Source organism: Arthrobacter sp. TRD_SC_6, assembly GCF_055361185.1.
In genome coordinates this window covers 448,718-471,291 of sequence record NZ_CM143953.1, presented here as the reverse complement: position 1 = coordinate 471,291, position 22,574 = coordinate 448,718, and the positions used below count along the sequence as shown (strand labels likewise).

At 63.4% G+C, this 22,574-nt stretch carries 25 protein-coding genes and 1 tRNA gene; 14 read left to right on the top strand and 12 right to left on the bottom strand.

The features are described from left to right. Positions 1-17: 17 nt before the first annotated feature. Positions 18-1,484, bottom strand: coding sequence for a DHA2 family efflux MFS transporter permease subunit (locus tag ACWA1U_RS02310; protein WP_463723731.1), 1,467 nt, complete (start codon positions 1,482-1,484; stop codon positions 18-20). Between the two features lie 77 nt (positions 1,485-1,561). Here ACWA1U_RS02310 and ACWA1U_RS02305 point away from each other — a divergent pair. Continuing rightward, positions 1,562-1,634: transfer RNA gene (locus tag ACWA1U_RS02305), tRNA-Ala, on the top strand. 109 nt (positions 1,635-1,743) lie between these two features. Here ACWA1U_RS02305 and ACWA1U_RS02300 read toward each other — a convergent pair. Together ACWA1U_RS02300 and ACWA1U_RS02295 are read right to left on the bottom strand one after the other, a co-directional pair. Then, a complete protein-coding gene (locus ACWA1U_RS02300; RefSeq protein ID WP_463723730.1) occupies positions 1,744-2,097 on the bottom strand; it encodes a VOC family protein in 354 nt (117 codons plus the stop codon). A gap of 92 nt (positions 2,098-2,189) precedes the next feature. Beyond that, positions 2,190-2,387 (bottom strand): hypothetical protein, encoded by a 198-nt coding sequence (locus ACWA1U_RS02295; RefSeq protein ID WP_463723729.1) that lies wholly within the window; start codon positions 2,385-2,387, stop codon positions 2,190-2,192. Positions 2,388-2,543: 156 nt separating this feature from the next. Here ACWA1U_RS02295 and ACWA1U_RS02290 point away from each other — a divergent pair, with 156 nt between their 5' ends. The 6 genes from ACWA1U_RS02290 to ACWA1U_RS02265 all read left to right on the top strand — a co-directional run bounded on the left by ACWA1U_RS02290 (position 2,544) and on the right by ACWA1U_RS02265 (position 6,971). Next, positions 2,544-3,143, top strand: coding sequence for an NAD(P)H-dependent oxidoreductase (locus ACWA1U_RS02290; RefSeq protein ID WP_463723728.1), 600 nt, complete (start codon positions 2,544-2,546; stop codon positions 3,141-3,143). 67 nt (positions 3,144-3,210) lie between these two features. Then, positions 3,211-4,824, top strand: a complete 1,614-nt coding sequence (locus tag ACWA1U_RS02285) for a beta-N-acetylhexosaminidase (RefSeq protein WP_463723727.1) — start codon at positions 3,211-3,213, stop codon at positions 4,822-4,824. A gap of 12 nt (positions 4,825-4,836) precedes the next feature. After that, the gene (locus tag ACWA1U_RS02280) at positions 4,837-5,238 is read left to right on the top strand and encodes a type II toxin-antitoxin system VapC family toxin (RefSeq protein ID WP_463723726.1); all 402 of its coding nucleotides are present in this window, start codon (positions 4,837-4,839) and stop codon (positions 5,236-5,238) included. 143 nt (positions 5,239-5,381) lie between these two features. Beyond that, the gene (locus tag ACWA1U_RS02275) at positions 5,382-5,999 is read left to right on the top strand and encodes a hypothetical protein (protein WP_463723725.1); all 618 of its coding nucleotides are present in this window, start codon (positions 5,382-5,384) and stop codon (positions 5,997-5,999) included. Between the two features lie 67 nt (positions 6,000-6,066). Then, positions 6,067-6,390, top strand: a complete 324-nt coding sequence (locus ACWA1U_RS02270) for an L-rhamnose mutarotase (protein WP_463723724.1) — start codon at positions 6,067-6,069, stop codon at positions 6,388-6,390. Between the two features lie 134 nt (positions 6,391-6,524). Then, on the top strand, positions 6,525-6,971 hold the full coding sequence (locus ACWA1U_RS02265) for a MarR family winged helix-turn-helix transcriptional regulator (RefSeq protein ID WP_463723723.1): 447 nt from the start codon (positions 6,525-6,527) through the stop codon (positions 6,969-6,971). Positions 6,972-7,049: 78 nt separating this feature from the next. Here ACWA1U_RS02265 and ACWA1U_RS02260 read toward each other — a convergent pair whose 3' ends face one another. The 3 genes from ACWA1U_RS02260 to ACWA1U_RS02250 are packed head-to-tail and all read right to left on the bottom strand — an operon-like array spanning position 7,050 to position 8,934. Next, complete coding sequence (locus ACWA1U_RS02260) at positions 7,050-7,670, bottom strand: DUF3618 domain-containing protein (protein ID WP_463723722.1); 621 nt, start codon at positions 7,668-7,670, stop codon at positions 7,050-7,052. Next, positions 7,667-8,119, bottom strand: coding sequence for a phage holin family protein (locus ACWA1U_RS02255; RefSeq protein WP_463723721.1), 453 nt, complete (start codon positions 8,117-8,119; stop codon positions 7,667-7,669). Before ACWA1U_RS02255 ends, ACWA1U_RS02260 begins: the two co-directional genes overlap by 4 nt. After that, positions 8,119-8,934: a hypothetical protein gene (locus ACWA1U_RS02250; protein ID WP_463723720.1), complete on the bottom strand. Its 816-nt coding sequence runs from the start codon at positions 8,932-8,934 to the stop codon at positions 8,119-8,121. Before ACWA1U_RS02250 ends, ACWA1U_RS02255 begins: the two co-directional genes overlap by 1 nt. Before the next feature lie 188 nt (positions 8,935-9,122). On the opposite strand from ACWA1U_RS02250, the gene ACWA1U_RS02245 reads away from it, so the two are divergent. Further along, the gene (locus ACWA1U_RS02245; RefSeq protein ID WP_463723719.1) at positions 9,123-9,353 is read left to right on the top strand and encodes a CDGSH iron-sulfur domain-containing protein; all 231 of its coding nucleotides are present in this window, start codon (positions 9,123-9,125) and stop codon (positions 9,351-9,353) included. Positions 9,354-9,417: 64 nt separating this feature from the next. Here ACWA1U_RS02245 and ACWA1U_RS02240 read toward each other — a convergent pair whose 3' ends face one another. The 3 genes from ACWA1U_RS02240 to ACWA1U_RS02230 form a co-directional block, all read right to left on the bottom strand. Beyond that, on the bottom strand, positions 9,418-11,319 hold the full coding sequence (locus ACWA1U_RS02240) for an S-layer homology domain-containing protein (protein WP_463723718.1): 1,902 nt from the start codon (positions 11,317-11,319) through the stop codon (positions 9,418-9,420). Between the two features lie 280 nt (positions 11,320-11,599). Further along, positions 11,600-11,905, bottom strand: a complete 306-nt coding sequence (locus ACWA1U_RS02235; protein WP_463723717.1) for a hypothetical protein — start codon at positions 11,903-11,905, stop codon at positions 11,600-11,602. Between the two features lie 188 nt (positions 11,906-12,093). Then, positions 12,094-13,320 carry an alpha-hydroxy acid oxidase gene (locus tag ACWA1U_RS02230; protein WP_463723716.1) on the bottom strand — a complete coding sequence of 409 codons (1,227 nt, stop codon included), beginning with the start codon at positions 13,318-13,320 and terminating at the stop codon, positions 12,094-12,096. Between the two features lie 145 nt (positions 13,321-13,465). Here ACWA1U_RS02230 and ACWA1U_RS02225 point away from each other — a divergent pair, with 145 nt between their 5' ends. Next, positions 13,466-14,146 (top strand): FadR/GntR family transcriptional regulator, encoded by a 681-nt coding sequence (locus ACWA1U_RS02225; RefSeq protein ID WP_463723715.1) that lies wholly within the window; start codon positions 13,466-13,468, stop codon positions 14,144-14,146. Here the strand turns inward: ACWA1U_RS02225 and ACWA1U_RS02220 are convergent. The 3 genes from ACWA1U_RS02220 to ACWA1U_RS02210 form a co-directional block, all read right to left on the bottom strand. Next, positions 14,125-14,610 (bottom strand): MarR family winged helix-turn-helix transcriptional regulator, encoded by a 486-nt coding sequence (locus ACWA1U_RS02220; protein WP_463723714.1) that lies wholly within the window; start codon positions 14,608-14,610, stop codon positions 14,125-14,127. The two genes, ACWA1U_RS02225 and ACWA1U_RS02220, sit on opposite strands and share 22 nt — an antisense overlap. 106 nt (positions 14,611-14,716) lie before the next feature. Continuing rightward, complete coding sequence (locus tag ACWA1U_RS02215) at positions 14,717-15,838, bottom strand: glycerate kinase (RefSeq protein WP_463723713.1); 1,122 nt, start codon at positions 15,836-15,838, stop codon at positions 14,717-14,719. Further along, the gene (locus ACWA1U_RS02210; protein ID WP_463723712.1) at positions 15,835-16,842 is read right to left on the bottom strand and encodes a LacI family DNA-binding transcriptional regulator; all 1,008 of its coding nucleotides are present in this window, start codon (positions 16,840-16,842) and stop codon (positions 15,835-15,837) included. Before ACWA1U_RS02210 ends, ACWA1U_RS02215 begins: the two co-directional genes overlap by 4 nt. A gap of 259 nt (positions 16,843-17,101) precedes the next feature. Here ACWA1U_RS02210 and ACWA1U_RS02205 point away from each other — a divergent pair, with 259 nt between their 5' ends. The 5 genes from ACWA1U_RS02205 to ACWA1U_RS02185 all read left to right on the top strand — a co-directional run bounded on the left by ACWA1U_RS02205 (position 17,102) and on the right by ACWA1U_RS02185 (position 22,516). Continuing rightward, positions 17,102-18,238, top strand: a complete 1,137-nt coding sequence (locus ACWA1U_RS02205; RefSeq protein ID WP_463724932.1) for a Gfo/Idh/MocA family protein — start codon at positions 17,102-17,104, stop codon at positions 18,236-18,238. Next, on the top strand, positions 18,235-19,449 hold the full coding sequence (locus ACWA1U_RS02200; RefSeq protein WP_463723711.1) for a dihydrodipicolinate synthase family protein: 1,215 nt from the start codon (positions 18,235-18,237) through the stop codon (positions 19,447-19,449). The genes ACWA1U_RS02205 and ACWA1U_RS02200 overlap by 4 nt, the downstream gene beginning before the upstream one ends. Then, complete coding sequence (locus ACWA1U_RS02195; RefSeq protein ID WP_463723710.1) at positions 19,446-20,321, top strand: sugar phosphate isomerase/epimerase family protein; 876 nt, start codon at positions 19,446-19,448, stop codon at positions 20,319-20,321. Before ACWA1U_RS02200 ends, ACWA1U_RS02195 begins: the two co-directional genes overlap by 4 nt. A gap of 366 nt (positions 20,322-20,687) precedes the next feature. Continuing rightward, positions 20,688-21,566, top strand: a complete 879-nt coding sequence (locus ACWA1U_RS02190; protein ID WP_463724931.1) for an ABC transporter permease — start codon at positions 20,688-20,690, stop codon at positions 21,564-21,566. Positions 21,567-21,595: 29 nt separating this feature from the next. Continuing rightward, the gene (locus ACWA1U_RS02185; protein WP_463723709.1) at positions 21,596-22,516 is read left to right on the top strand and encodes a carbohydrate ABC transporter permease; all 921 of its coding nucleotides are present in this window, start codon (positions 21,596-21,598) and stop codon (positions 22,514-22,516) included. The last annotated feature ends 58 nt before the right edge of the window (positions 22,517-22,574 follow it).

Below are 22,574 nucleotides of genomic sequence, written 5' to 3'. Positions count from 1 at the left end.
GTGGTTGTGGCAGGCAACTACCCCTGTCCGGATACTGAATCCGCGTGTTCCCGGTCCGCAGACCACTTCTGGCGCTGTTCTGGCGGCGCAAAGAAGAGTGCAGCGAGTAGGCCGATGATCACAACGACGCCGGGCAGGATGAGCGACTGCCCCATCGCCGCGGAATAGCCTGCTGCGTTGGCAACACCTTCCTCAGCGGCGTTCGCCGTCAACCGCGCCTGCATCATCGCCGCAATCCCGGCGCTTCCGATCACCGCACCGACCTGCCGTGTGGTGTTGTACACGCCGGATCCGGCACCAGCGAGGGACGGCGCGAGGTTGCGGGTGGTGGTCAGCGAGACCGGCGCCCAGATTCCCGCGCTGGACAGGCCGATGAGCCCAAGCGGCAGCAGCAGGAGCCAGATGGGTGTGGTTGGGGTGAGGAGGGCACCGAGCCAGAACAGTGCGGTGGCCATGCCTGCGAACCCGAAGATGGCCATGTATTTGGGGTTGCCCCGCTGCACGAGCTTGCCGACAAACGGTGCGAGTGCCCCGGAGATGACCGCCATCGGTGTCAGCAGTAGCGCGGCTTCCGTGGGGGAGAGCCCGCGGACGTTCTGCGCGTACAGCATCAGCGGCAGGCTCATGGTGGTGATGGTGAATCCCATCGCGGAGATGGCGGTGTTGCCGAGCGAGAAGTTCCTGTCCCGGAAGAGTTTGAGCGGAACGAGCGGTTCCTTGCGGTTGTAGCGCTGCCAGACGATGAACGCGGTGAACAGGACCGCGCCGGTGACAATGAGGGACCAGACCGAGATGGGCCCGGCGATGGTGCCCCAGTTGTAGCTCTCCGCCTCCTGCAGGCCGAAGACCAGGCAAAACATGCCGGCCGCACTCAGCACAACACCCAGCAGGTCAAAAGCGTGGCTGGTGGTAGTGAGGGCAGGCACCAGGCGGTAGGCGAGAAAGAAGCCGACGACGCCGACGGGCACATTCACGAAGAAGATCCACTCCCAGCCGAGGGAGTCCACCAGCACCCCACCCAGGATGGGCCCCACAAGTGTGGCGATACCAGCCACGGAACCCCAGAGGCCCATTGCGGAACCGCGCCGATCGGGAGGGAAGATTCGGGTGATCACGGACATGGTCTGAGGGGTCATCAACGCTGCGCCCAGGCCTTGAAGTACCCGCGCGAGGATGAGTAGTTCGATGGTGCCGGCAAATCCGCAGAGCGCGCTGGAAAGGGTGAAGACGGTGAGACCGGCGAGGTAGATGCGGCGCGGGCCGAAGCGGTCGCCGAGGCGCCCGGTAATAAGCAAGGGAACCGCATAAGCGAGCAGGTAGGCGCTGGTGACCCAGATTGCGCTGTCGATATCTGCTCCCAGCGCTTCCATGATGGCCGGGGTGGCAACGGACACGATGGTGGAGTCAACGAGGATCATGAAGAACCCGATGACGAGCGACCACAGGGCAGGCCAAGCCCGAATTTCTGGAGCGGGGGAATGCATGGTCTGAGCGTACAACCGGCCGATGACATTTGGTTTGGCTGCCCGGCGCCGGGGTGCTGCGGTATCTTGGTGCGTGCGGGGCTTTAGCTCAGTTGGTAGAGCGTTTCGTTCGCAATGAAAAGGTCAGGGGTTCGATTCCCCTAAGCTCCACAGTTCCGACGTAGTCGAACATCTGCGTGGATTCCACCTCGCCGCGACGACGAACGCGCGGATGCGGTCTTGATGCCGTTTCAAGGTTTCAAGGTCGATGGAGTCGGCGTCAGCGCGAGGCGGTGTGCATGCCGACGTTGACGACTCGGCCGTCGGTAGCGCGGTAGAAGAATCGCGTCACTCCCCACGGTTCCCCGGTCAACGGATGCACGATCTCTAGGCCCGCTGTCTCGACTCGGGCGAGCGCCTCGTGGACATCGTCGACGAAGATCGACACGTCGGGGTTGACAGGTGCCGTGGCGTCCTTGGTCAGGAGGCTGAGCTGGTGGCCGTCGTCGTCTCCGAGGGTGACGATCCAACCATGATCCATCAGGACCCGGAGCCCGAGCGCGGCGGAGTGCTCCCTTACGGCGGCGTGGAGGTCGGCCACCGTCAGGTTGGGGACTACTCGCTCGATATGCACAGGCCCATTGTCGCAGCGACGACCGCGTCTGACCATGCCAGCGAACTGGGCCGAGCACCCTCTCAACCTCGATCTGCAAGAGGCATAGGGGCTCAGAGGCGAGTCTCAGCGCGAACGCCGGGAAGCGCCATGCGCCTGGCTTCGCTTAATCGTTCTACTCCCTCGACATAATTGCCGACGCTGGCCGATTCGCAGTCCAACCCGTGGCGGCGAGCTCCGAGCACGCGCCTGCATACTTCCGCCTCCATCGCCGCCGAGAAAATGTCGCTGTGAACTTGGTTGCTTGTCATGCCGGTCTCCTCTTTTAGCTGGTAGGTCCAGCTTCGAGTGCATGCATCGGAATAGCAATCATTGTTGCTGGTCCAGCAACATGAGCCCGCGTAGAGTGACCAGACCCACTCAATGTGATGTCTAGAGTCAGGTGCCCGGCGCATAACGTTGAGCTCATGACCACCCTTATTGTCACCTGCCATCCGGACCCGAAATCACTGACCCATCAGGCCGCTGCACAACTACGCGATCTGCTCGGCACTGATGCGGTTGAAATTGCACACCTCGCGCAGGAGAACTTCGACCCAAGGTTCACGGCGAACGATCGTCAGACCTACCTCGGCCTGGGGACAGTGGACCCGTCCATCACTGCGGAGCAGGAACGGTTGGACGGCGTAACGGACCTGGTGCTGGTCTTCCCCGTTTACTGGTGGTCGATGCCCGCGCTGCTCAAAGGGTGGATCGACCGCGTCTTCATCGCAGGCTGGGCCTTCGACACCGACAGCAGCGGAAAGATAGTCCCGCGGCTGGGGTCGCTAACCATGCATCTGCTGCCAGTCTCCGGAACCGCTCCAGAATCCTTCGCCAAGCATGGCTATGCGGAGTCTTTCAGTACGCAGATCGAGCATGGGATCGTTGACTTTTGCGGCATGCAACGCGGGGCGAAGGCTTTCATCCATGACTCCGAATCAACTGATCGGCCTGCCACTTCAGCCAGCCTGGACGCTGCGACCTCCGCGATCGCTTCCGCAGTCACCGCAAAATGCCGCGTGTAGTCCGCCCGGTGTGATCGCCACCTGACGCTAGGCTCCAGTGAAAGACCACCGACTCCGAAGGGCCACCATGCTGCCGATTCCCGTTGAGGCCACGCACCCAGCGCAGAGCACTCCGTTCACACTCAGTGCAACCACCGCCATTTCGGCGCCCGCGGAATTGACCGGTGTTGCAATGAGCCTGCAGTCCTCGCTGCGCCCGGCCACCGGACTGGTGCTGCCAATGAACGACGACGACGCCGCAATCACCCTGCGGTTGGACGAGGCCCTCCCGGAGGAGGGCTACCGACTGACGGTTGCCACCGACGTCGTGCGCATTACCGGAGGCGCCCCAGCGGGGGTGTTCCGCGGTGTGCAAACCCTGCTGCAACTCCTGCCGCCACAGATTTTCCGCAAGGCGCCTGTAACCGGAATTGAATGGGGTGTCCCGCCCATCGATATCACCGACCACCCAAGGTACGGCTGGCGCGGCGTAATGCTCGACGTCGTACGCCACTTCCTGCCCAAACACGACGTGCTGCGTTTCCTGGACCTCATGGCACTGCACAAACTCAATACCCTGCACCTCCATCTCACCGATGATCAGGGATGGCGCGTCGAGATCCGGCGCTACCCACTGCTGACCGAGGTCGGCGCGTGGCGGCACGAGACACAGGTCGGCGCGGACCCCGGATCCACCATGGACGGACGCCCCCATGGCGGCTTTTACACTCAGGACGACATCCGGGAAATCGTCGCCTATGCCGCCGAACGGTTCATCACCGTGGTGCCGGAGATCGAGACTCCGGGGCACGCGCAGGCCGCCATCGCTGCGTACCCGGAACTCGGCGTTTCCGGGAAGCCGGTCGAGGTGTTCACCCGTTGGGGAATCAATCCCACCGTGCTCAACGCCGAGGAATCCACCGTCGAATTCTTCTGCAACGTGTTCGAGGAGGTCATGGATCTCTTCCCCGGCCGCTTCATCGGGGTCGGCGGAGACGAATGCCCCCGCGATCAGTGGCGATCCGACGAACGCACGCAGGAACGGATGAACGAACTCGGGCTGAGCGACGAGGCCGAGATCCAGACGTGGTTCATCGGCAGGCTTGAGGAGCGCATCGCTGCCCGCGGACGGCGCGTCTTCGGCTGGGATGAAATCCTCGAAGGCGACCTCTCGAAGGACGCGGTGGTCGCCTCCTGGCGTGGCATGACCGGCGCCCGGGCAGCGGTGCGCCGGGGAAATGACGTGGTTTCCTGCCCCGATGACCAGGTGTACCTCGACTACCGCCAGTCGGAGGATCCGCGAGAGCCCATCCCCGTGGCGATTTCACTCACCGTCGCCGATGTCTACTCCTTCGACCCGGCTCCCGCCGATCTTACGGACGAAGAACGACGGCGCGTGCTCGGCGGGCAGGCGAACGTCTGGACCGAGCACATGGACTCCCCGCGAACCATCGACTACTTTGCCTTCCCCCGGCTTTGCGCCGTCGCGGAGGTTCTGTGGTCGGGGCCGGGCGGGGACTATGAGGCCTTTGCTCCGCGGCTTGAGCAGCACCTTGGGCGGCTCGACGCGATCGGTGTGGAGTACCGGAAGGCGTCAGGTCCGCTGCCTTGGCAGGCGCGCCCCGGTGTTCCCGGACGCCCGTCGACGCGCGAGGCGCGCGAAGCCCACATCACCGAACTGGTAGCAAAGATTGCGGATTGATCGGAGCCTGAGATGACCCGCTACGTAATTGACGCGCCCACCCTCCTGCACATCGTTGCGAACGAGCTGACACCTGACCCAGGGCATCAACTTGTGGCCCCGAACCTCATCCGATCCCAAGCGCTTGCGCTCCTGCTCAAAGAGGTCAGGAACGGTGCGCTCACAGAAGCAGAAGCGCTCACCCAGCATGAGCGCCTGACCGGTCTGAAGATGCGGCTGCTCGGTGACAGGGTTTCCCGCGGGACCGCGTGGAAGATCGCCCGGGAGAAGGGCTGGGAGACAACGTACGACGCCGAGTATCTCGCCGTCGCGAAGCTTCAGGCAGATGCCTTCGTCTCAGTGGATCAGGAAGCTTCAGAGCGCGCTGCGGGCGTCGTTTCGACAGCACCGATTGAGGACCTCTTCCGAGCCTGAACGGCACCTCATAACGATTAGCTCACGTGACCCAACCGTGCTGTTTCGGGGGTCTTGCTGACCGTACTGTTCGGTGTAGAGGGGCGGGCCGGCAAGCGCCCGCCCCTCTGTCCACACTTCAGTCTCATCGAGAAAGATCCGCCGTGCCCAAATACCCTTCCATTGCCGCATTATCGATCGCAATGGTACTTCTCGCCGGATGCAGTACACCGTCGCAGGATCCGGATGCTGGTGAGACGGAGGCATCTTCCTCCGCCGCTGAATCCTCCGCAGCTGAAACCGAGGCCTCGTCCGAACCGCAGGAAGAACAATCGAGTACCCCGGTTGAACCCACCGAGTCCGCGACTCCGGAGCCTGAGGCCACCAGCGCCGAACCCGCCCCGGCTACCACGGAGCCCGAAGTGGAAACTTCCGAGCCGGCGGTGCCGCCGCCAACCGACCAGCAAATAATCACGCCCGTACCCACGTTCGACGAGGTGCAGCGCGTGACGACAACGGGATCTACTTTCATCATTACTGGCGAAGGATACGAACCTGGCGACCAGATCCTCGTGACCTTCGGCTGGGCACGCTCCGATGACATGCTCATTAGCGTAGTTCTCCATGCTGACGGCACCGGAAAATACTCTGCGCCGATCAGCCTCAATGCTGATCTGGAACCAGGCAGCTACGCGGTGATGACAGTTCCGAATCCCCAGCGCGGTGAAGCGCTGCAGGAAGAGGCAAAGCGCTTCGCCTCAATCGAGGTTGTAGCCCCCTAGCGGTACGCGTCTGACAGGGCGAAGGCCAGAAGTGTCCGTTACTTGGAACATACACAGGGAGCCACACATGAAGCGGATCGCGTCGGTGATCGGATTACCCGCCGAGCACGCAGCCGAGTACGAGGCCCTGCACGCGGAGGTATGGCCCGAGGTGCTGGCCCAGATCGCCGGCAGCAACATCCGCAACTACTCGATCTACCGCTACGGCGAAACCCTGTTCTCCTACTTTGAGTACGTGGGCGAGGATTACGACGGCGACATGGCCCGCATGGCTGAGGATCCCGCCACCCAGCGGTGGTGGGCAGTGTGCGGGCCGATGCAACGTCCGGTTGCTGAACGCGGCGACGGTGAGTGGTGGCACGAGCTCCCCGAGGTCTTTCACGCGGATTGAGATCCGCTCACCGGAGCGGATGGTCAGCCAGCCAGCCAGCCAGCCAGCCAGCCGACACGCACGTCACAGCCATCCAAAGTCTCCGTGACTCCGAATCCTACCTGTGCTGACCTGACAGGAAAGAGGCGGCCACAATGGGCACCGAGATGTGGTCAACGGAGCGGTTGTTGACCACGGCCGCGCGTCTGACAGAGAACGCCTGGAATGAGCGGCTTGCGGCCATCGGCATAAGCCACGCCAGCTTCGTCACCCTGCGGGCCATGGAGGTTCTGGGTCCGGCTTCCCAGGTGCAGTTGGCCTCCCAGCTGCACATCACCGCGCAGACCATGGGGAAGACGTTGGGCCGCCTCCAGCAACAGGGCCTGGTATCCCGCGAAGGAAGCGCCAGCGACCGCAGAACGGTGCTGGTCAGTCTCACGGATCAGGGCCGCGCCTGCCTGGCCGCCGCCGAACAGGACGAACGTGACTTCACGGCCAACCTCCACAATGCGTCACCGGAGCTACGGGATCTGCTCGTTGCGCTCATCAGGGAGCTTGTGCCAGGAACGACGACGACGTCGGGCCCCGCAGAGAGTGCCTGAGCAGCTTGGGTCAACAGCAAAAACCCGGAGGGCACTGCAGATGCCTGCAGTGCCCTCCGGGTTGAAATGGTAATGACCCTACGGGGTGTTTGAACCGCCCTGCACGTTGGACTTTGCGTCCTGCGCCCGGTCCTTCACGTCGGAAGCGGCGTGGGTGCCCTCTTCCTTGACCGTGTTGGCGGACTGGGTGGCGGTTTCCTTGACGGAGTCCATTGCCTGCTGCGCTGGTTCCTTCATATCCTCGGCTACCTGCTTGGCGGCGTCGGTCACTTCGGAAACCAGGGGCTGCGCCTTGTCCTTGACGGCCTGCGCAGCCTGCTTCTCCTTCTCGCTCGCGGGGATGAGCGATGCAGCCAGCAATCCGGCTCCGAATGCGATCAACCCGGCGGCAAGAGGGTTGCCCTGGGTCTTGGAGGCGACACGCTGCGGTGCGCCCTGGATGGCATCACCGGCATTGTGCGCGGTGTCCTTGGCGGAGTGGCCTGCGCCGTGTGCTGATCCCATGACACTGTCCTTTGCGTCGTGTGCTGATCCCATCACGCTGTTTTTCACGTTGCCGAGAGCGCTCTTCACTTTGTCGGTCTGCCGGTGCGCAATGTTGGACGGGCTCACCTTGTCGGCGACTGCGTCAACGTCGTACCCAAGTTCGCGACGGGTGCGCTCAATGTCGGCTCGAATTTCGTCAGGTGTCTGGCTCATGGCGTGTGCTCTCCTGGTTTCAACGTGGGCGGAATTTCCTTGACTGTCTCAGCGGTCTGCGGGAGGCCCTTGATCTGCTTCATTTCCTTCTTGCCTTTCATGGCCAGAACTGCGGCGATGATGCCCCAGATGACTGCCACGACGACGGACGCCCAACCCAGCCCCATGAGCTCGGCGAGCCCCCACATCAGGGCGAGGGAGAGAAACAGGAGTACAAAGTGCCCGGCGACTGCAGCGCCGCCGAACATCCCCGCTCCCTTGCCGGCCTTGGTGCCCGATTCCTTGAGCTCAGCCTTCGCGAGCTCAACTTCCTGGCGCATCAGCGTGGACAGGTCACGGGTGACTTCGCCGAGCAGCTGACCGATGGATGCCTTATCTGCGTCGCCATTTGGATCGCGATCCACGGGCGGCTGCACTGTGTGCGATCCGTGTAGGTGTGGCTCAGTCATTACTGGAAGTCCCTCCGCGGTTCGGTGCCTGGTACGCCGGGCTCTGCGAACGGATCAGCGGGGCTGACGGGGTTCGCAGGGTTGATGGAAGGTGTCGGTGTGGTGGCCGGGGGTGCCACCGGGGGAGTGCCGATTTCAACGCCGGAATCATAGAGGGGCGTGTCGGTTCCATACTCGTCCGGTACCGGGGGATACGTGCTGACCGGCTGAATGCCGACCGGCTGCGTGCCAGGGACCGCACCCGAGGGGCTGTTGCCCGCCGTCGTCGTGCTGTCTGAATCCGACCCGCCCTGAAGGCCGCGTACGAGCCGTCCAGCGAGGAGGCCTGCGCCAGCTGCAACCAGCAGGAAAGCGCCCGGGCGCTGCCGGGCAAAGCCGCTCACCTCGTTGAGGAGCGAACCTGGATCGCGGCCCTCGAGCCACGAGGCAGCGCCGCCGGTCCGGTCAGCAGCCTGCTGTACCAGTGACTGGGCGGTTCCGCCCTCGGAGTTGTCAGACATAGAGCGGAGTTCGTCGCTCAGGGCGCGGAGGCCTTCGGTGACTCGTTGCTGCTGCGTGTTGGCCTGGCTCTTCAGATCCGAGCCCAGTTCACCGATGAGGTTCCTGGCTTGCGTGCCAGCCTCGTGGGCTACGTTCTTCGCCTCGGATCCGGCGGTTTGTGCCACGTTCTTTGCTGCGCTTACGCCTTCACGCCCAACGTCCTTGGCCTCATCCTTCGCGGCGGACGTGGTGGACTGTTCGGACGTGGAGGTGTAAGTCTCCTCGCCAGTCCGTGAAGTAACCAGCGGGTCTTCTGACCAATTCTGTGTGCTCATAATGACTCCTTCGATCGATGTGGAGGACTCCTGGAAAGTAAGTCATCGCTCCTACACAATAAGCATGCTTAGCATCTGATAACAAGACTGCGACGGAAACTTCTTCGCCGGTGTACAGGCGGCTGAGGCTACAAAGGCCAGCAGGCTTAGTATCGTAGGGGTAGAAGCAGGTAACAACAAGGAGGACCATGGGCGCACGGGCTGGCAGTGAAGACCAGAGCATCGTTGTGTGTCCGGACGGGCCCCTGCTGGTGCGGGGCGACGTCGAAATTGTCACTCCTGCGGGAGACCCCGTGCCCCGTCGGCGCAAAACTGTGGCGCTGTGCCGGTGCGGGGCGTCAACCATCAAGCCGTACTGCGACGGAACGCACAAGCTCATCAATTTCCGCAGCGACCCGGATCTGGATGCTGAGGCGTAAAACGCAGGCTCAAACACAGTGAGGCCCTCCGGATGGAGGGCCTCACTGTGTTTGGTCGGATCAGTCAGCAGCCGCCGTTGCGGTCGGTGTAGCCGTCCAGTCGCTGGATGAATGCCGCCATGGCCTCGCGGGTGATTGGCTCAAGGGGACGGTATGTGCCGTCATTCCACCCGGTGGAGATTGCAGTGTGCTTCATCCACGCGATTTCCTTGGCGAAGGCGCCGGAGGTGGACACGTCGCTGAAGGTTTGCGTACTGGGCATCGTGTAGGAGGCAGCTGCGCCGATTCCACAGAACTTGCTGGCGAAACGGTAGAGGAATGCAGCCATCGCATTGCGGGCGATGGGCTGGTAGGGCCGGTACATCCCGTCGGCGTAGCCATCCGACAGGCCGGAGGATTCCATCCAGGCGATCTGCTTGTAGTACGGGTGGCGGGTTGAGACGTCCTTGAAGGGGCTCGTCGCCGGCGCTGTGTAGTTGGTGACGCCCGCGAGGCGGTAAAGGAAGGCCGCCATGGCGTCGCGGTTCATCGCCGAGAACGGTCGGTAGGTCCCATCGGACCAACCAGTGCTCAGTTTGCTGGCCGCAAGCCATTCGATCTGGCTGCGGAAGCCAGAGGTACGCAGATCCTTGAACGGAAGCCCGGCGTCCACGGTCACCGTGGCGGCAGTATCCGAAACGGTCTTGACTGTGACGGTGGTTCCAGAGTGGGTGGTGAATACACTGCCCTGTTGCCACGCCGTGTTGCTGGCGTAGTAGCCCGAGTAGGGCCGGGTGGACGGCATCAAGGCAATGGACGACGACGCCCCCCACCCGCCGCTTTGCACAACCTTCACGCCCCGGTTTCCTCCCGTGGCCAGGTTCTGGTCGAAACCTGTCGGGGTGCGGAGTTCAAGGTAGTAGATCTCGCGGCTGCGGGGGTCGGTGAACTTCACCGCACGGTTCGCACTGGTGCCGGCCCAGGGTTTGAGGGTATAGGTCTTGCGGCCGGTGGCAATGCCCGCGTTGAAGATCTCGTCTCCCCGTCCGAATCCGCCGTAATCCCAGAAGCTGGAGCTGATCGCGGGCGTATCGAACCAGCGGGAGATGCCCATCAGGTCCGAGGTGTCTCCGTACTCGCGGATGCTGCAGCCTGTACCGGAGAAGCTTGCGGTGTCGGATTGACCGTTGATGCACTGCAGCGAGTCGGCGTGCATCAGGCCGAGAACGTGCCCGAACTCGTGAGCGGTGACGTTGTTAGTGAAGTTGCTGATCTGTGGAAGGAGGATCCTGCCGCTGGTGCCGTTGCTGCTCCAGCCATACCCGAGGATTCCACCCTGCAGGCCGGACGGCGTGACAACCACCAGCGCCTTGTAGGGCTCGTACCTCCAGCCCAACTCTGCCGTCACCTGGTTCATGATGTCCTGGTAACCCCAGGTGGAACTGGCCTTTGTTGCACGGTGCTCGTACTTGGTGGCCACCGACATGGTCAGGCGACCGTTCGACATGGATCTCCAGAAATTGCTGGCAGTCTGTACCGCTGCTACAGCGTGACTCATTGAAACCCGCGCGGAACTGTCGGCGAGGTCCAGGGTCACGAGCGTCACCTTGATGTCGCCGCTGCGCGCAAGTGTTCCACCAGCGCCCAACGGATCCATCGCCGCACCGTCCGGCGATGCCCCTCGCAAGCTGGAGCCTGGAACGGTCCCCTCATAGGTGTGGTCCGAGTGCGCGATGTTGTCCGGCAGCGCAAGGGCAGATTCGGTTTGGATCTGAAGCTGCGACATTCCGGAGTGGTCGTGGCTCAGCTCCGAATCGTGTGCGTCAACCTCCCCGACCCCGGCGGGTGTGTCTACCGGATCGAGGGTTTCCGCTGACGGAGCAGGGGTTGCTGTCTCCGCGGAGGCAGGCGATCCTCCAACTGTAAGAAGGCCTGCTGCGAGGAGGAGGCCGGAGAGCGCTGCTGTTGACCGCTGAAGTGAAGGCATGAGGATCCTTGGTGGTACGAGTGTGGCAGGCCACCAGAGCCGCACGACGCCCCCGTTGCAGCATGTCCGCGCCTCTCGACAACGGTGATGGTCCGCACCAAGTATAGGTTTATAAATGTAAGGGGAAACGCCCGAATTAGGCCAAGGATTCTCTCGAAAACGCAGGTTTTCCGCAGGTTTTCCGCAGGTCGGCCGAATGCGCATTCGATAGTCGGAAATTCACGAGATTTCACGGCTTGCGTTGAATTGTTTATTTCGTCAGGTAACTGTGGTTCCAGTTTCAGGAAACCTGGCGCTGCGTTGCGGCCGGAGGGCGCGGTATTGCCCGCGAGGCACCCAGCGGTACGACGACGTCGTCATACGCTCGCTGAGGCCGGTTCAGTGCCATCTGGGCCACCGCCAGCAGACACACGGGGATCGAGAGGAGAACGAAAGTGAAGAGGGCGTAGGCCGCGATGATTGCGTGAATCGGGGAATCGAAGAGGCCGGCCAGGAAAGCCGCGCTACCCAGCCAGACCCATATCCAGAAAAGCGCCACAGCGTAAAGAACTGTACGGGCACGGCGGAATTTCAACGGATAATGCACCCGTTGACGCTCCATAGTTTGACCCCCAGGCCTTGGGATGGAACCCGCGCCCCACGGGTTCCATCCCTGATCCTAATAGCACGGGGGCGAATCACCACCACGGCCAGGGCAAGCCTTATGGAAAAGTTATTGTTGCCCACCTGCCACCATTATCGAACTGCGGTTCGCAAGGCAGGTGGGCGGACTTGTTACAGGAAGCGGACGTGGTCCGGGGTGAGTTCGTCGACCCGCGTGACACCCAGCAATTGCATGGTGCGTGAGATTTCCTTTTCGAGAATTGCGATGGTGCGGTCGACCCCCGGCCGGCCGCCGGCCATCAGTCCGTAGAGGTAGGCCCGCCCGATCAGCGTGAAATCGGCGCCGAGTGCCAGGGCCGCTACGATGTCTCCGCCGCTCATGATGCCGGTGTCGAGCATGATCGACGTCTTGCCCTTGAGCTCCTTCGCCACCTCCGGAAGCAGGTGCAGGGGCACGGGGGCGCGGTCGAGCTGGCGGCCGCCGTGGTTGGAGAGCACCAGGCCGTCTGCGCCGTGATCAACTACCTTCCTGGCGTCTTCAAGCGTCTGGATGCCCTTGACCACCAGGTTCCCTTTCCAGACGTCGCGGAGCCAGTCGAGGTCTTCGAAGGTAAGGGTGGGATCAAACATGGAGTTGATCAGGTCCGCCACCGTGCCGGAGTACCGGTTCAGCGAGGCGAATGCCAGCGGTTCGTGGGTGAGGAAGTTGAACCACCACGCGGGCCGGTAGGACGCGTCGATGACCGTCTTGACGCTGAGGGCTGGCGGGATGGTCATGCCGTTGCGGACATCGCGGAGCCGGGCGCCGGCGACGGCAGTGTCCACGGTGACCATCAGGGTGTCGTTTCCAGCCGCAGCTGCGCGCTGGATCAGCTCCATGGAGCGCTCGCGGTCGGTCCACAGGTAAAGCTGGAACCAGTTCCGGCCGTTCGGGGCGGCTTCGGCGACATCCTCGATGGAGGCGGTGCCCATGGTCGAGAGGGTGTAGGGGATACCTGCGGCCTCTGCGGCCTGGGATCCGGCGTACTCGCCCTCGGATTGCATCATCCGTGTGAAACCGGTGGGGGCAATGCCGAAGGGCAGGGCGGATTCCTTGCCGAGCACCGTGACTGAGGTATCCACTTTCTCGACGTTCCGGAGGATGCCCGGGCGGAACTCAAGATCAAGGAAGGCCTCACGGGCACGGCGCAGGGTGATCTCAGCTTCAGCTGCGCCATCGGTGTAGTCGAATGGGGCAGTGGGCGTACGGCGCTTGGCGATGGCCCGCAGATCCCCGATGGTGTTGGCCCGCTTCAGGCGAGCCGACTGGGTGAAATCCGGCTTCTTGAACTGCATGAGCGGCGCAAGGTCGGCGACTTTGGGAATCCGGCGCTTGAGGGCTGCGGGGGTGTCAGTCATGGGAACCTTCTTCGGAGAACCTGATCGGGGGACACTGTGGTCAGACACGGTAGGCCGTGGGTCATGGGAAGTCACAGGCTGTGGTCTGACCACACTGAGAACACGATATCGCCTATGGTCTGACCACACAAGCTAAACTTTTCCCGTGCGCACCCATCAGCTTGTTCAGTCCTGGCTCGAGGAGCAACTCGCGGCCGGCCAGCTCTCCGTCGGTGATCGGCTGCCCGGCGAGCGCCTGGTTGCTGAACAGCTCGGAATCTCAAGGGCATCAGTGCGCGAGGGAATTCGAATCCTGGAGGCGATGGGGATCGTTCGTGCCGGCGTCGGCTCTGGCCCTGCGGCTGGAACGGTCATCACGGCCAATCCCACGGCGGCGTTGGGCTCGGCGCTCCGTCTACACATGGCAACCTCGCACCTGCCCATCGAGGACATCGTGCAGACCCGGCTGCTGCTCGAAACCTGGGCCGCGGCGCACGCTGATGAATCCGCGCCGGCCATGGCCGAGGCGGCGAACCTGCTCGACGCAATGGACACGCAGGCGCTGGATGAGAAGGAGTTCCTGCGCCTTGATTCCCTGTTCCATGTAGCGCTGGCTGAGGCCGCAGGCAACGTGCTGATCGGCGCCATGATGTCTTCCCTGCGAGAATCAATCGAGGGCTACACCCTGCGGCTCACGCGGAACCTTCCGGATTGGGAGGCTACCTCGGCCCGACTCCGCTCAGAGCACCGCGAGATCCACAAAGCCATCAAGAACGACGACGGTGCCCGTGCCGCTGGACTGGTGGCCCGCCATATCGAGGGCTTTTACGAGGAAGCGGGCTTGTAGCCCACGGGCTCTCCGACGGTCCGCAACGGGGTTCGCCGGCCGGTGCGTTGGGGTTCGGCGAGCTCCTGAATGGCGGCGCGCAGGTGCTCTCGGAGGTCAGGGGAGAGCAGCGCTTCATCGGATACGAGAGTTCGCTCAATATCGCGCCCACGCTCCAGTGTGGCCCGGCCCTTTTCGGTGATCCGGACCGTCTGACTGCGCCGGTCATCATCTCCCCTGGTCCGCTCAATCTGCCCCTTGGACTCAAGGCGGTTGAGGGTCTTCCCAATGGTTTGAGCCTGCACGTGGACGAAGTCCGCGATTTGCGCCTGACGCAACGGACCCTGCGCTGAGAGGACCGCAAGGGCGGTGAATCCGGCGTGAGTTACGTCCAGTTCGGCAAGCCGCTGGTTCCAAGATTGCTCCACCAGCCGCGCCGCCGTAGTGAGGAGTCTGCCTGTCGACCAGGCCGAAAGATCGGGCATGCGCACTTCACCTTCCCTGTCGAACCGTTTATCTGTCTAATCATCAGCTTACTTATGATCTGACGGGAATCAACCGTGCAGGGTCGAAAAAGGAGTAATCAATAACTTATGAGGCAGATAGGTAATCCTTTATGACCTGCTCGGCCGCCGCGCTGGTGTACCGTGCAGCCTCCGACATCGCCGCTGCCACCGATGGGGCAATGTCCGCGAGGCTCCGCGCATGAAGGACCCCATGAATCCTCAGGGCATCCGGGGGAAGGGTGATCCTCCCGCCCACGGCCAGCACAGGCAACTGCAGGTCCCTCGCCCGGGCTGCGAGGCCGAGGGGTGCCTTCCCGAACGCAGATTGCGCGTCGAGCGAACCCTCGCCGGTAATCACCAGATCGCAGGCCGAAAGCAACTCGTCCAGACCGGTGAGATCGGCGACGAGGTCGAAGCCGGGCTCCAGCGAGGCGGTGGTGCATGCAACGAAAGCCGACGGAAACCCACCAGCTGCTCCGGCGCCGGGTTGCTGGACGTCCACTCCCGTAGCTTCCTCAAGAACTTCCGCCCAGCGCAGAAGCGCTGCATCCAGTTCCTCACGAAGGTGTGCGTCCGCGCCCTTCTGGGCGCCAAAGACGTGTGCTGCACCGTCGGGACCGTGCAGCGGGTTCTGGACGTCGACGGCTATCCGTAGCCTGACTGCGCCGAGGCGGGGATCCAGGCCGGTGAGATCAAGCCGAGCTGCGCGAGTCAGTGCGAGCCCACCCAACGGCAGCTCTGCGCCGTCGTCGTCGAGAATCCGCGCACCCAGAGCGCGCAAGGCGCCCGAGCCGCCGTCAGTCATCGCCGACCCGCCCACGCCGAGCACAATTTCGGTGGCGCCGGCATCGAGGGCGGCGGCGATCAGCTCTCCGCTGCCGTAGCAATGGGCAACACCGGCCGTGTCCACGGAAGGCTGCACGAACTCCAGGCCGCTGGCGCGGGCGGTCTCGATCACCGCGGTGTGTCCGGTGAGCGCCCACGGTGCGGCCAGCTGCTCATCCAGCGGACCCCGCACTGTTGTTTGGCGCCGAGTGCCGCCCGCGGCGAGCACCGCCTCGAAGGTGCCTTCGCCGCCGTCGGCAATTGGCTGGGTGGTGATCTCGGCGTCCGGGATGACCCTGCGGACACCAACGGCTATCGCGTTTGCGGCTTCGGCGCCGGTAAGGGTGCCCTTGAACTTGTCCGGTGCGATGAGGATTCTCATGCGTTCGCTCCTGCAGACTGCCGGATGATCACTTCACCGAGGATGGGCTCCAGGCCGGCGTGGTCAGGGTTCAGCGCGAGGTTGGCGGCGCTCTCGCCGATCAACTCCAGCGGGAGCCGGACGGTGGTCAGGGCGGGAAAGTAGTCGCGCAGGGTGGGGATGTCGTCGAATCCCGTGACCAGGGCCTCCTCCGGAACCGAGACGCGGATGCTCCGTAGGCCCGCGATGGCGCCGATGGCCATCACGTCATTGACCGCGAGCATGCAGAGCCCGCGCTCCCCGCCGGCCTGCTTCCAGCAGCGTTTCGCGGCGTCGTAGCCCCCTTCTCGGGTGAAGGCGGATTCGACGGTGGCGGCGGCCTCAAGCCCGGCTGCCCGCAATGCGGAAGTGAAGCCGGCTACCCGGTCACGTGCCGTGTTCAGTTCAGCAGGGCCGGCAAGGATGCCGAAGTGGGAGACGCCCCGGGACACCAGTTCCGCGACCAGGGCTGCGGCGCCGTCGGCGTTCCCTACGGGGACTGTGAGGCCGGCCCCCGGCGAACCGCCGATGGTGACCAAACGCCCGCCATTCTTTTCGTAGCGGAGCAGTTCGTCCTCAAGGCCCGGGTGGGGCGTTGCCCGCCGTGAGCCCGCGAGGATGATCGCATCGGTGCGGTGGGACGCGAACGCGCTGACGGCGTCGTGCTCTGCTCCCTCCGAAGGGTCAGTGCTCGCGAGCAGCACCTGCTTGCTGTAGTTGCGGGCCGCGTGCTGGACGCCGCGGGCGATGGAGGAGAAGTAGGGGTCGGCGATGTCGTGCACCACCAGACCCACGAGGCCCGTGGATGAACGGGCGAGGGCCTGGGCCTGCGCATTGGGCACATATCCAAGTTCGACGGCGGCGGCACGGACACGCTCTGCGATGTCTTCCGCGGGGCGCCGGGATGATCCGTTCAGTACGCGTGACGCGGTGGCGAGGGAGACGCCGGCGTGGTTCGCGACGCCGGACAGGGTTACAGCGGCCACCGGGCTCCTTTGCATTGCCTCCCGTTGAGTGCGCACGATCGGTCTACAACCACCTGGAAAGGCGATTATCTGCACATTCAGCGGAGAAGGGTCTTGACGAATTGCTGAACACCACCTTATATTGGAAAGCGCTTTCCATCAATCTTTAGAGTTTTTGTTGCCTACCTGCTCCTCCAGGGGCAGTTCAGCGGCAACTAGGCGACAAAAATTCAAGTCAACAGGAGTGAACGTGACAGAGACCAAGACCATCCGCATCGCGATGAATGGCATCACCGGCCGCATGGGCTACCGGCAGCACCTGTTGCGGTCCATCCTCCCTATCCGCGACCAGGGTGGCGTCACCCTCGCTGACGGCACCAAGGTGCAGGTTGAGCCCATCCTCGTAGGCCGCAATGAAGCGAAGATCCGCGAGCTGGCCCAGCAGCACAAGGTGGAGCACTGGACCACCGACCTCGACGGGATCATCAATGACCCGAGCGTCGACGTCATCTTCGATGCCTCCATGACTTCCCTCCGCGCCGCCACCCTGAAGAAGGCCATGGCCGCCGGTAAGCACATCTACACCGAGAAGCCCACCGCCGAGACGCTCGAAGAGGCCGTGGAACTGGCCCGCATCGCGCAGGAGGCTGGAGTCACCGCTGGCGTAGTCCACGACAAGCTCTACCTGCCCGGCCTCGTGAAGCTGCGCCGCCTGGTCGACGAAGGTTTCTTCGGCCGCATCCTGTCCCTCCGCGGCGAGTTTGGCTACTGGGTCTTCGAAGGCGAGTTCCAGGATGCGCAGCGCCCCTCGTGGAACTACCGCAAGGAAGACGGCGGCGGCATGACCACCGACATGTTCTGCCACTGGAATTACGTGCTTGAGGGCATCATCGGCAAGGTCAAGAGCGTCAACGCCAACACCGTCACCCACATCCCCACCCGCTGGGATGAGCAGGGCAAGGAATACAAGGCAACCGCCGACGACGCCGCGTACGGCATCTTCGAACTGGAGACCCCCGCCGGGGATCAGGTACTCGGGCAGATCAACTCCTCCTGGGCCGTCCGCGTCTACCGCGATGAGCTGGTTGAGTTCCAGATTGACGGCACCCATGGTTCCGCCGTCGCCGGTTTGAACAAGTGCGTTGCCCAGCAGCGCGCCCACACCCCGAAGCCGGTCTGGAACCCGGACCTTCCCGTCACCGAGTCCTTCCGCGACCAGTGGCAGGAAGTCCCCGCAAACGCCGAGCTGGATAACGGCTTCAAGCTGCAGTGGGAAGAGTTCCTCCGCGACGTCTCCGCCGGCCGCGAGCACCGTTTCGGCCTCCTGTCCGCAGCCCGCGGTGTTCAGCTGGCCGAACTGGGCCTGCAGTCCTCCGCCGAGCGCCGCACCCTGGACATCCCGGAGATCACGCTATGACCTCGCTTCACCTTCCTACCGCCGCGGGTTCGCTCGAGCGCTACGAATTGGCTCCGGCGACAGCCTGGACAAAGCCGACGTCGCCGCTCACCGCCCGGCACGCCTATGCCGCCGCGCATGTGGTCCCGGTGGTGACTGCGGACAACACCCCCGGAGCCCCCGCCGTACTCGACTGGGATACTACCCTCGCCTACCGCCGGGAACTGTGGTCCTACGGGCTCGGCGTCGCTGACGCCATGGACACAGCCCAGCGCGGCATGGGCCTGGACTGGGCTGCCACGCAGGAACTGATCCGGCGCTCCGGTGCCGAGGCTGCCGCCGTCGTCGGCTCCAACGCGGACGCTACGCGCGGCAAGTCGGTCCGCGACCTGTTGGCGTGCGGTGCCGGGACTGACCAGCTGGACATTGCAACGCTGCCGTCCGGACGCGCGGGGCTCAACGCCGTCGTCGAGGCCTACCGCGAGCAGGTGAAGGTAGTGTCCGACGCCGGTGCGAAGGTCATCCTCATGGCTTCCCGCGCGCTCGCGGCCGTGGCGAAGAGCCCGGCCGACTACGAATACGTCTACGGGATCCTGCTGGCGGAGGCAGACGAGCCGGTGATCCTGCACTGGCTCGGGACCATGTTCGACCCAGCGCTCGAGGGATACTGGGGAAGCAATGACGTCTCCGCTGCCACCGGTGTTTTCCTGAACCTCATCCGCAGCCAGCCGGAGAAGGTTGACGGAGTCAAGGTCTCTCTGCTCGACGCCGCCCACGAGACGTCGCTTCGTGCCGTGCTTCCAGCGAGCGTCCGCCTCTACACGGGTGACGATTTCAACTATCCCGAACTCATCCACGGCGACGGCACGCACTATTCGGACGCGCTGCTCGGCATCTTCGCGGCGATCTACCCGGCTGCCTCCGCTGCGCTGCAGGCGTACGACGACGGCGACGCCAACGGTGGCCGCGCCATCCTCGACTCCACCCGGGAGCTCGGAAAGCACATCTTCAGTGCTCCGACCTTCTACTACAAGACTGGTGTTGCCTTCCTGTCCTGGGTCAACGGGCACCAGGCCGGGTTCCAGATGGTTGGCGGGCTTCACTCGGGCCGTTCCGTACTGCACCTGACGGACACGTTCCGACTGGCGGACAAAGCGGGCCTGCTGGAGAATCCCGAGCTTGCTGCACGTCGGTTCGAGGGCCTCCTGGTTAGCTACGGGGTAAGTGCATGAGCCGCCTGTCGCTGAACACCGCGACCACCAAGAACATCACGCTCGCCGAAGCTGTGTCTCTGTCTGCTGACGCGGGGCTGCAGCACATCGGCCTGTGGCGGGACCGGGTTGCCGAGGCAGGGCTGGACAAGGCTGCCCGCCTTGTCTCCGACGCCGGGCTTTCTGTTTCCAGCCTGTGCCGGGGAGGGTTCCTCACGGCTGCTGACGAGGCTGGCCAGGCAACTGCGCTGGCGGACAACACCCAGGCGATCATCGAGGCGTCCACTCTGGGGACGCGGGAACTGATCATGGTGGTGGGTGGGCTCCCGGCTGCGGGCTCGCTCATCGGAGGTGCCGCCGTCGACCCTTCCGCTCCCGGCGCCAAGGATGTATCAGCTGCCCGGCAGCGGGTTGCTGACCGGATTGCCGAGTTGGTACCCGTTGCGCAGGAGCACAATGTGCGCCTGGTGCTCGAACCGCTGCACCCGATGTACGTAGCGGACCGCGCGGTGTTGTCGACGCTGGGCCAGGCACTCGATCTGGCGGCGCCTTTCCCTTCGGAGACTGTCGGCGTCGTTGTCGATACCTTCCATGTGTGGTGGGATCCGTCGCTTGAATCTTCGGTGAAGCGTGCCGGGGACGAAGGGCGCATCGCGTCCTACCAGGTGTGCGACTGGAACCTACCGATTGCCGCCGACGCGCTGTTGTCCCGCGGGTACATGGGGGACGGGTACATCGACTTCGCTGCCATTACGCAGATGATTGCTGCGACGGGCTACGCCGGGCCGGTGGAGGTCGAAATCTTCAACCAGGAGATCTGGGATTCCCCATCAGCGTCGGTTCTGGCGACCGTGAAGGAGCGCTACGAGTCGCTGGTGGAGCCGCACCTGTAACAATCCTGTTTCGTCGACCCAGTAGAAATGGCTAGCTTCCCACGGGGGGCTAGCCATTTCTGTTGAGTCGACGGCGTTCGTTTTGGGGCTTGCGAAGATGAGCCTCCCAAATTACTCCCGCGCAGATATTGCATGGACCGAGGTGATCACTTACGCTCTGTTAAACGTTTAATTGTGTGGCTCGGATCACATCAACCCTCGGTAAAGGAGATCAGGATGAACTCGACGACGAAGCAGGCGCCCGACGCGCCGTCGTCTCAGCAGCTCCGGACCCCCGCTACAAAGGGCCGCGCTCTCAAGGCCAGGCGAGAGGCCAACCGTCCGCCGGCGCAGAGTTTCCGAAGCCGGGTGCGCCGCGACAAGCAGATGCTGCTGATGATGGCCCCGGGTGTGGCGTTCCTGTTGCTCTTCTTCTACATCCCCATCCTGGGCAACGTGATCGCGTTCCAGGATTACCAGCCTTTCCTGGGCATCGGAAACAGCATGTTCGTCGGCTGGCAGAACTTCTCGGACCTCTTCAACAATCCGGATTTCATCCGCGCATTCTGGAACACGTTGTACCTGGCGGCATTCCAGCTCGTGTTCCTCTTTCCGATCCCGTTGATCCTGGCTTTGATGGTGGATTCACTCGTCAGCAACAAGGTCCGCAGGATCTTCCAGAGCATTGCCTACCTGCCGCACTTCCTCTCCTGGGTGCTCGTTATCGCGTTCTTCCAGCAGATGCTCGGTGGCGCGGGTTTCGTCAACAACCTCCTCCGGGACCTTGGCATGGACCCGATTCCCTTCATGTCCAACCCGGACACGTTCCCGCTGCTGGTTGTTGTCCAGATGATCTGGAAAGACGCCGGCTGGGCGATGATCATCTTCCTCGCCGCCCTGGCAAGCATCGACTCTGCGCTCTATGAGGCGGCTGCCGCTGACGGAGCAGGGCGTTGGCGCCGCATGTGGCACATCACCCTGCCAGGGCTCCGGCCGGTCATCATCCTCCTGCTCATCCTGCGCATCGGCGACATCCTCTCCGTCGGATTCGAGCAATACATCCTCCAGCGGGACGCCGTAGGAGCGGGCGCTGCGGAGGTTCTCGATACCTTCGCCTACTACACGGGCGTAGTCGGTGGCGGCTGGAGCTCGGGCGCCGCGGCCGGCCTCGCCAAGGGTGTGGTCGGCGCACTACTGATTTACGGGGCCAACAAGCTTGCCCATCGCTTCGGCGAGGACGGCATCTTTGCACGGAAGGTCGGCTAGCCTCCGGGCGGCCAGGCGAAGGAGACATCATGGCAACCACACTCACACGGCGCGAAAAGGCGCTGACCTACGATCCGAAGCGCCCGTTGTGGCAGGAACGCCCCTCGCTCCTGCAACAGGGGATCAAGGCCCTGGTACTGATCCTGTTCAGTCTCTCGATCCTGCTACCGATCCTCCTCGTGGTCGCGACATCGCTGGCGGACAGCAAGCAGATTATCGAGGCGGGTGGCTTCGTGCTCTGGCCTGAACGCCCGAGCCTCGACGCCTATGTCACGATCTTCAAGGGTCCGTTGGTACTGCAGTCCCTGGGAGTCAGCCTCTTCATCACCTCGATAGGCACGGTGCTGGCCCTCTTCGTCACCATCACCATGGCCTACGCGACCAGCCGGCCGGTGCTGTTCGGCCGCCCTGTGGTGATCGCGGTCCTGTTCACCCTTCTGTTCAGCCCAGGCCTCATCCCGTCCTTCCTCATGATCCGCCAACTTGGCCTGCTTGATTCGTTGTGGTCGCTGATCCTTCCCGGAACGTTTGCCGCGTTCAACTTCGTGGTGATGCGCGCGTTCTTCATGAATATCCCGGGTGAACTGATCGAAAGCGCCCGCATTGACGGGGCATCGGACTGGCAGATCCTGTGGCGCATTGTGGTGCCGCTGTCGAAAGCTGTCATCGCCGTCGTCGGCCTTTTCTACGCCGTCTCATTCTGGAACTCATTCTTCAACGCACTGCTCTACATCAACGACCAGAGCAAATGGCCAATTCAGTTGCTCCTGCGCAACTTCGTGGTCCAGAGCAGCGGGGCTGCCGAGCAGTTGGGCATCTCCACGACGGCGCCCCCGCAGTCCATTCAGATGGCCGTTGTGGTGGTGGCCCTGGTGCCGATCCTCATGGTCTACCCGTTCCTCCAAAGGCATTTCACCAAGGGCGTCATCACCGGCGCGGTCAAGGGCTAGCCGGCAGGCAACCCCACAACATCGAATTCCCCGCGAGGGGACAACAGAGAGGCACACC

Coding starts and splice junctions, on each gene's coding strand:
- ACWA1U_RS02310 (WP_463723731.1), bottom strand. CDS start 1,484: ATGCATTCCCCCGCTCCAGAAATTCGGGCTTGGCCTGCCCTGTGGTCG.
- ACWA1U_RS02295 (WP_463723729.1), bottom strand. CDS start 2,387: ATGACAAGCAACCAAGTTCACAGCGACATTTTCTCGGCGGCGATGGAG.
- ACWA1U_RS02290 (WP_463723728.1), top strand. CDS start 2,544: ATGACCACCCTTATTGTCACCTGCCATCCGGACCCGAAATCACTGACC.
- ACWA1U_RS02285 (WP_463723727.1), top strand. CDS start 3,211: ATGCTGCCGATTCCCGTTGAGGCCACGCACCCAGCGCAGAGCACTCCG.
- ACWA1U_RS02280 (WP_463723726.1), top strand. CDS start 4,837: ATGACCCGCTACGTAATTGACGCGCCCACCCTCCTGCACATCGTTGCG.
- ACWA1U_RS02270 (WP_463723724.1), top strand. CDS start 6,067: ATGAAGCGGATCGCGTCGGTGATCGGATTACCCGCCGAGCACGCAGCC.
- ACWA1U_RS02265 (WP_463723723.1), top strand. CDS start 6,525: ATGGGCACCGAGATGTGGTCAACGGAGCGGTTGTTGACCACGGCCGCG.
- ACWA1U_RS02260 (WP_463723722.1), bottom strand. CDS start 7,670: ATGAGCCAGACACCTGACGAAATTCGAGCCGACATTGAGCGCACCCGT.
- ACWA1U_RS02255 (WP_463723721.1), bottom strand. CDS start 8,119: ATGACTGAGCCACACCTACACGGATCGCACACAGTGCAGCCGCCCGTG.
- ACWA1U_RS02250 (WP_463723720.1), bottom strand. CDS start 8,934: ATGAGCACACAGAATTGGTCAGAAGACCCGCTGGTTACTTCACGGACT.
- ACWA1U_RS02245 (WP_463723719.1), top strand. CDS start 9,123: ATGGGCGCACGGGCTGGCAGTGAAGACCAGAGCATCGTTGTGTGTCCG.
- ACWA1U_RS02240 (WP_463723718.1), bottom strand. CDS start 11,319: ATGCCTTCACTTCAGCGGTCAACAGCAGCGCTCTCCGGCCTCCTCCTC.
- ACWA1U_RS02230 (WP_463723716.1), bottom strand. CDS start 13,320: ATGACTGACACCCCCGCAGCCCTCAAGCGCCGGATTCCCAAAGTCGCC.
- ACWA1U_RS02220 (WP_463723714.1), bottom strand. CDS start 14,610: ATGCCCGATCTTTCGGCCTGGTCGACAGGCAGACTCCTCACTACGGCG.
- ACWA1U_RS02215 (WP_463723713.1), bottom strand. CDS start 15,838: ATGAGAATCCTCATCGCACCGGACAAGTTCAAGGGCACCCTTACCGGC.
- ACWA1U_RS02205 (WP_463724932.1), top strand. CDS start 17,102: ATGAATGGCATCACCGGCCGCATGGGCTACCGGCAGCACCTGTTGCGG.
- ACWA1U_RS02200 (WP_463723711.1), top strand. CDS start 18,235: ATGACCTCGCTTCACCTTCCTACCGCCGCGGGTTCGCTCGAGCGCTAC.
- ACWA1U_RS02195 (WP_463723710.1), top strand. CDS start 19,446: ATGAGCCGCCTGTCGCTGAACACCGCGACCACCAAGAACATCACGCTC.
- ACWA1U_RS02190 (WP_463724931.1), top strand. CDS start 20,688: ATGCTGCTGATGATGGCCCCGGGTGTGGCGTTCCTGTTGCTCTTCTTC.
- ACWA1U_RS02185 (WP_463723709.1), top strand. CDS start 21,596: ATGGCAACCACACTCACACGGCGCGAAAAGGCGCTGACCTACGATCCG.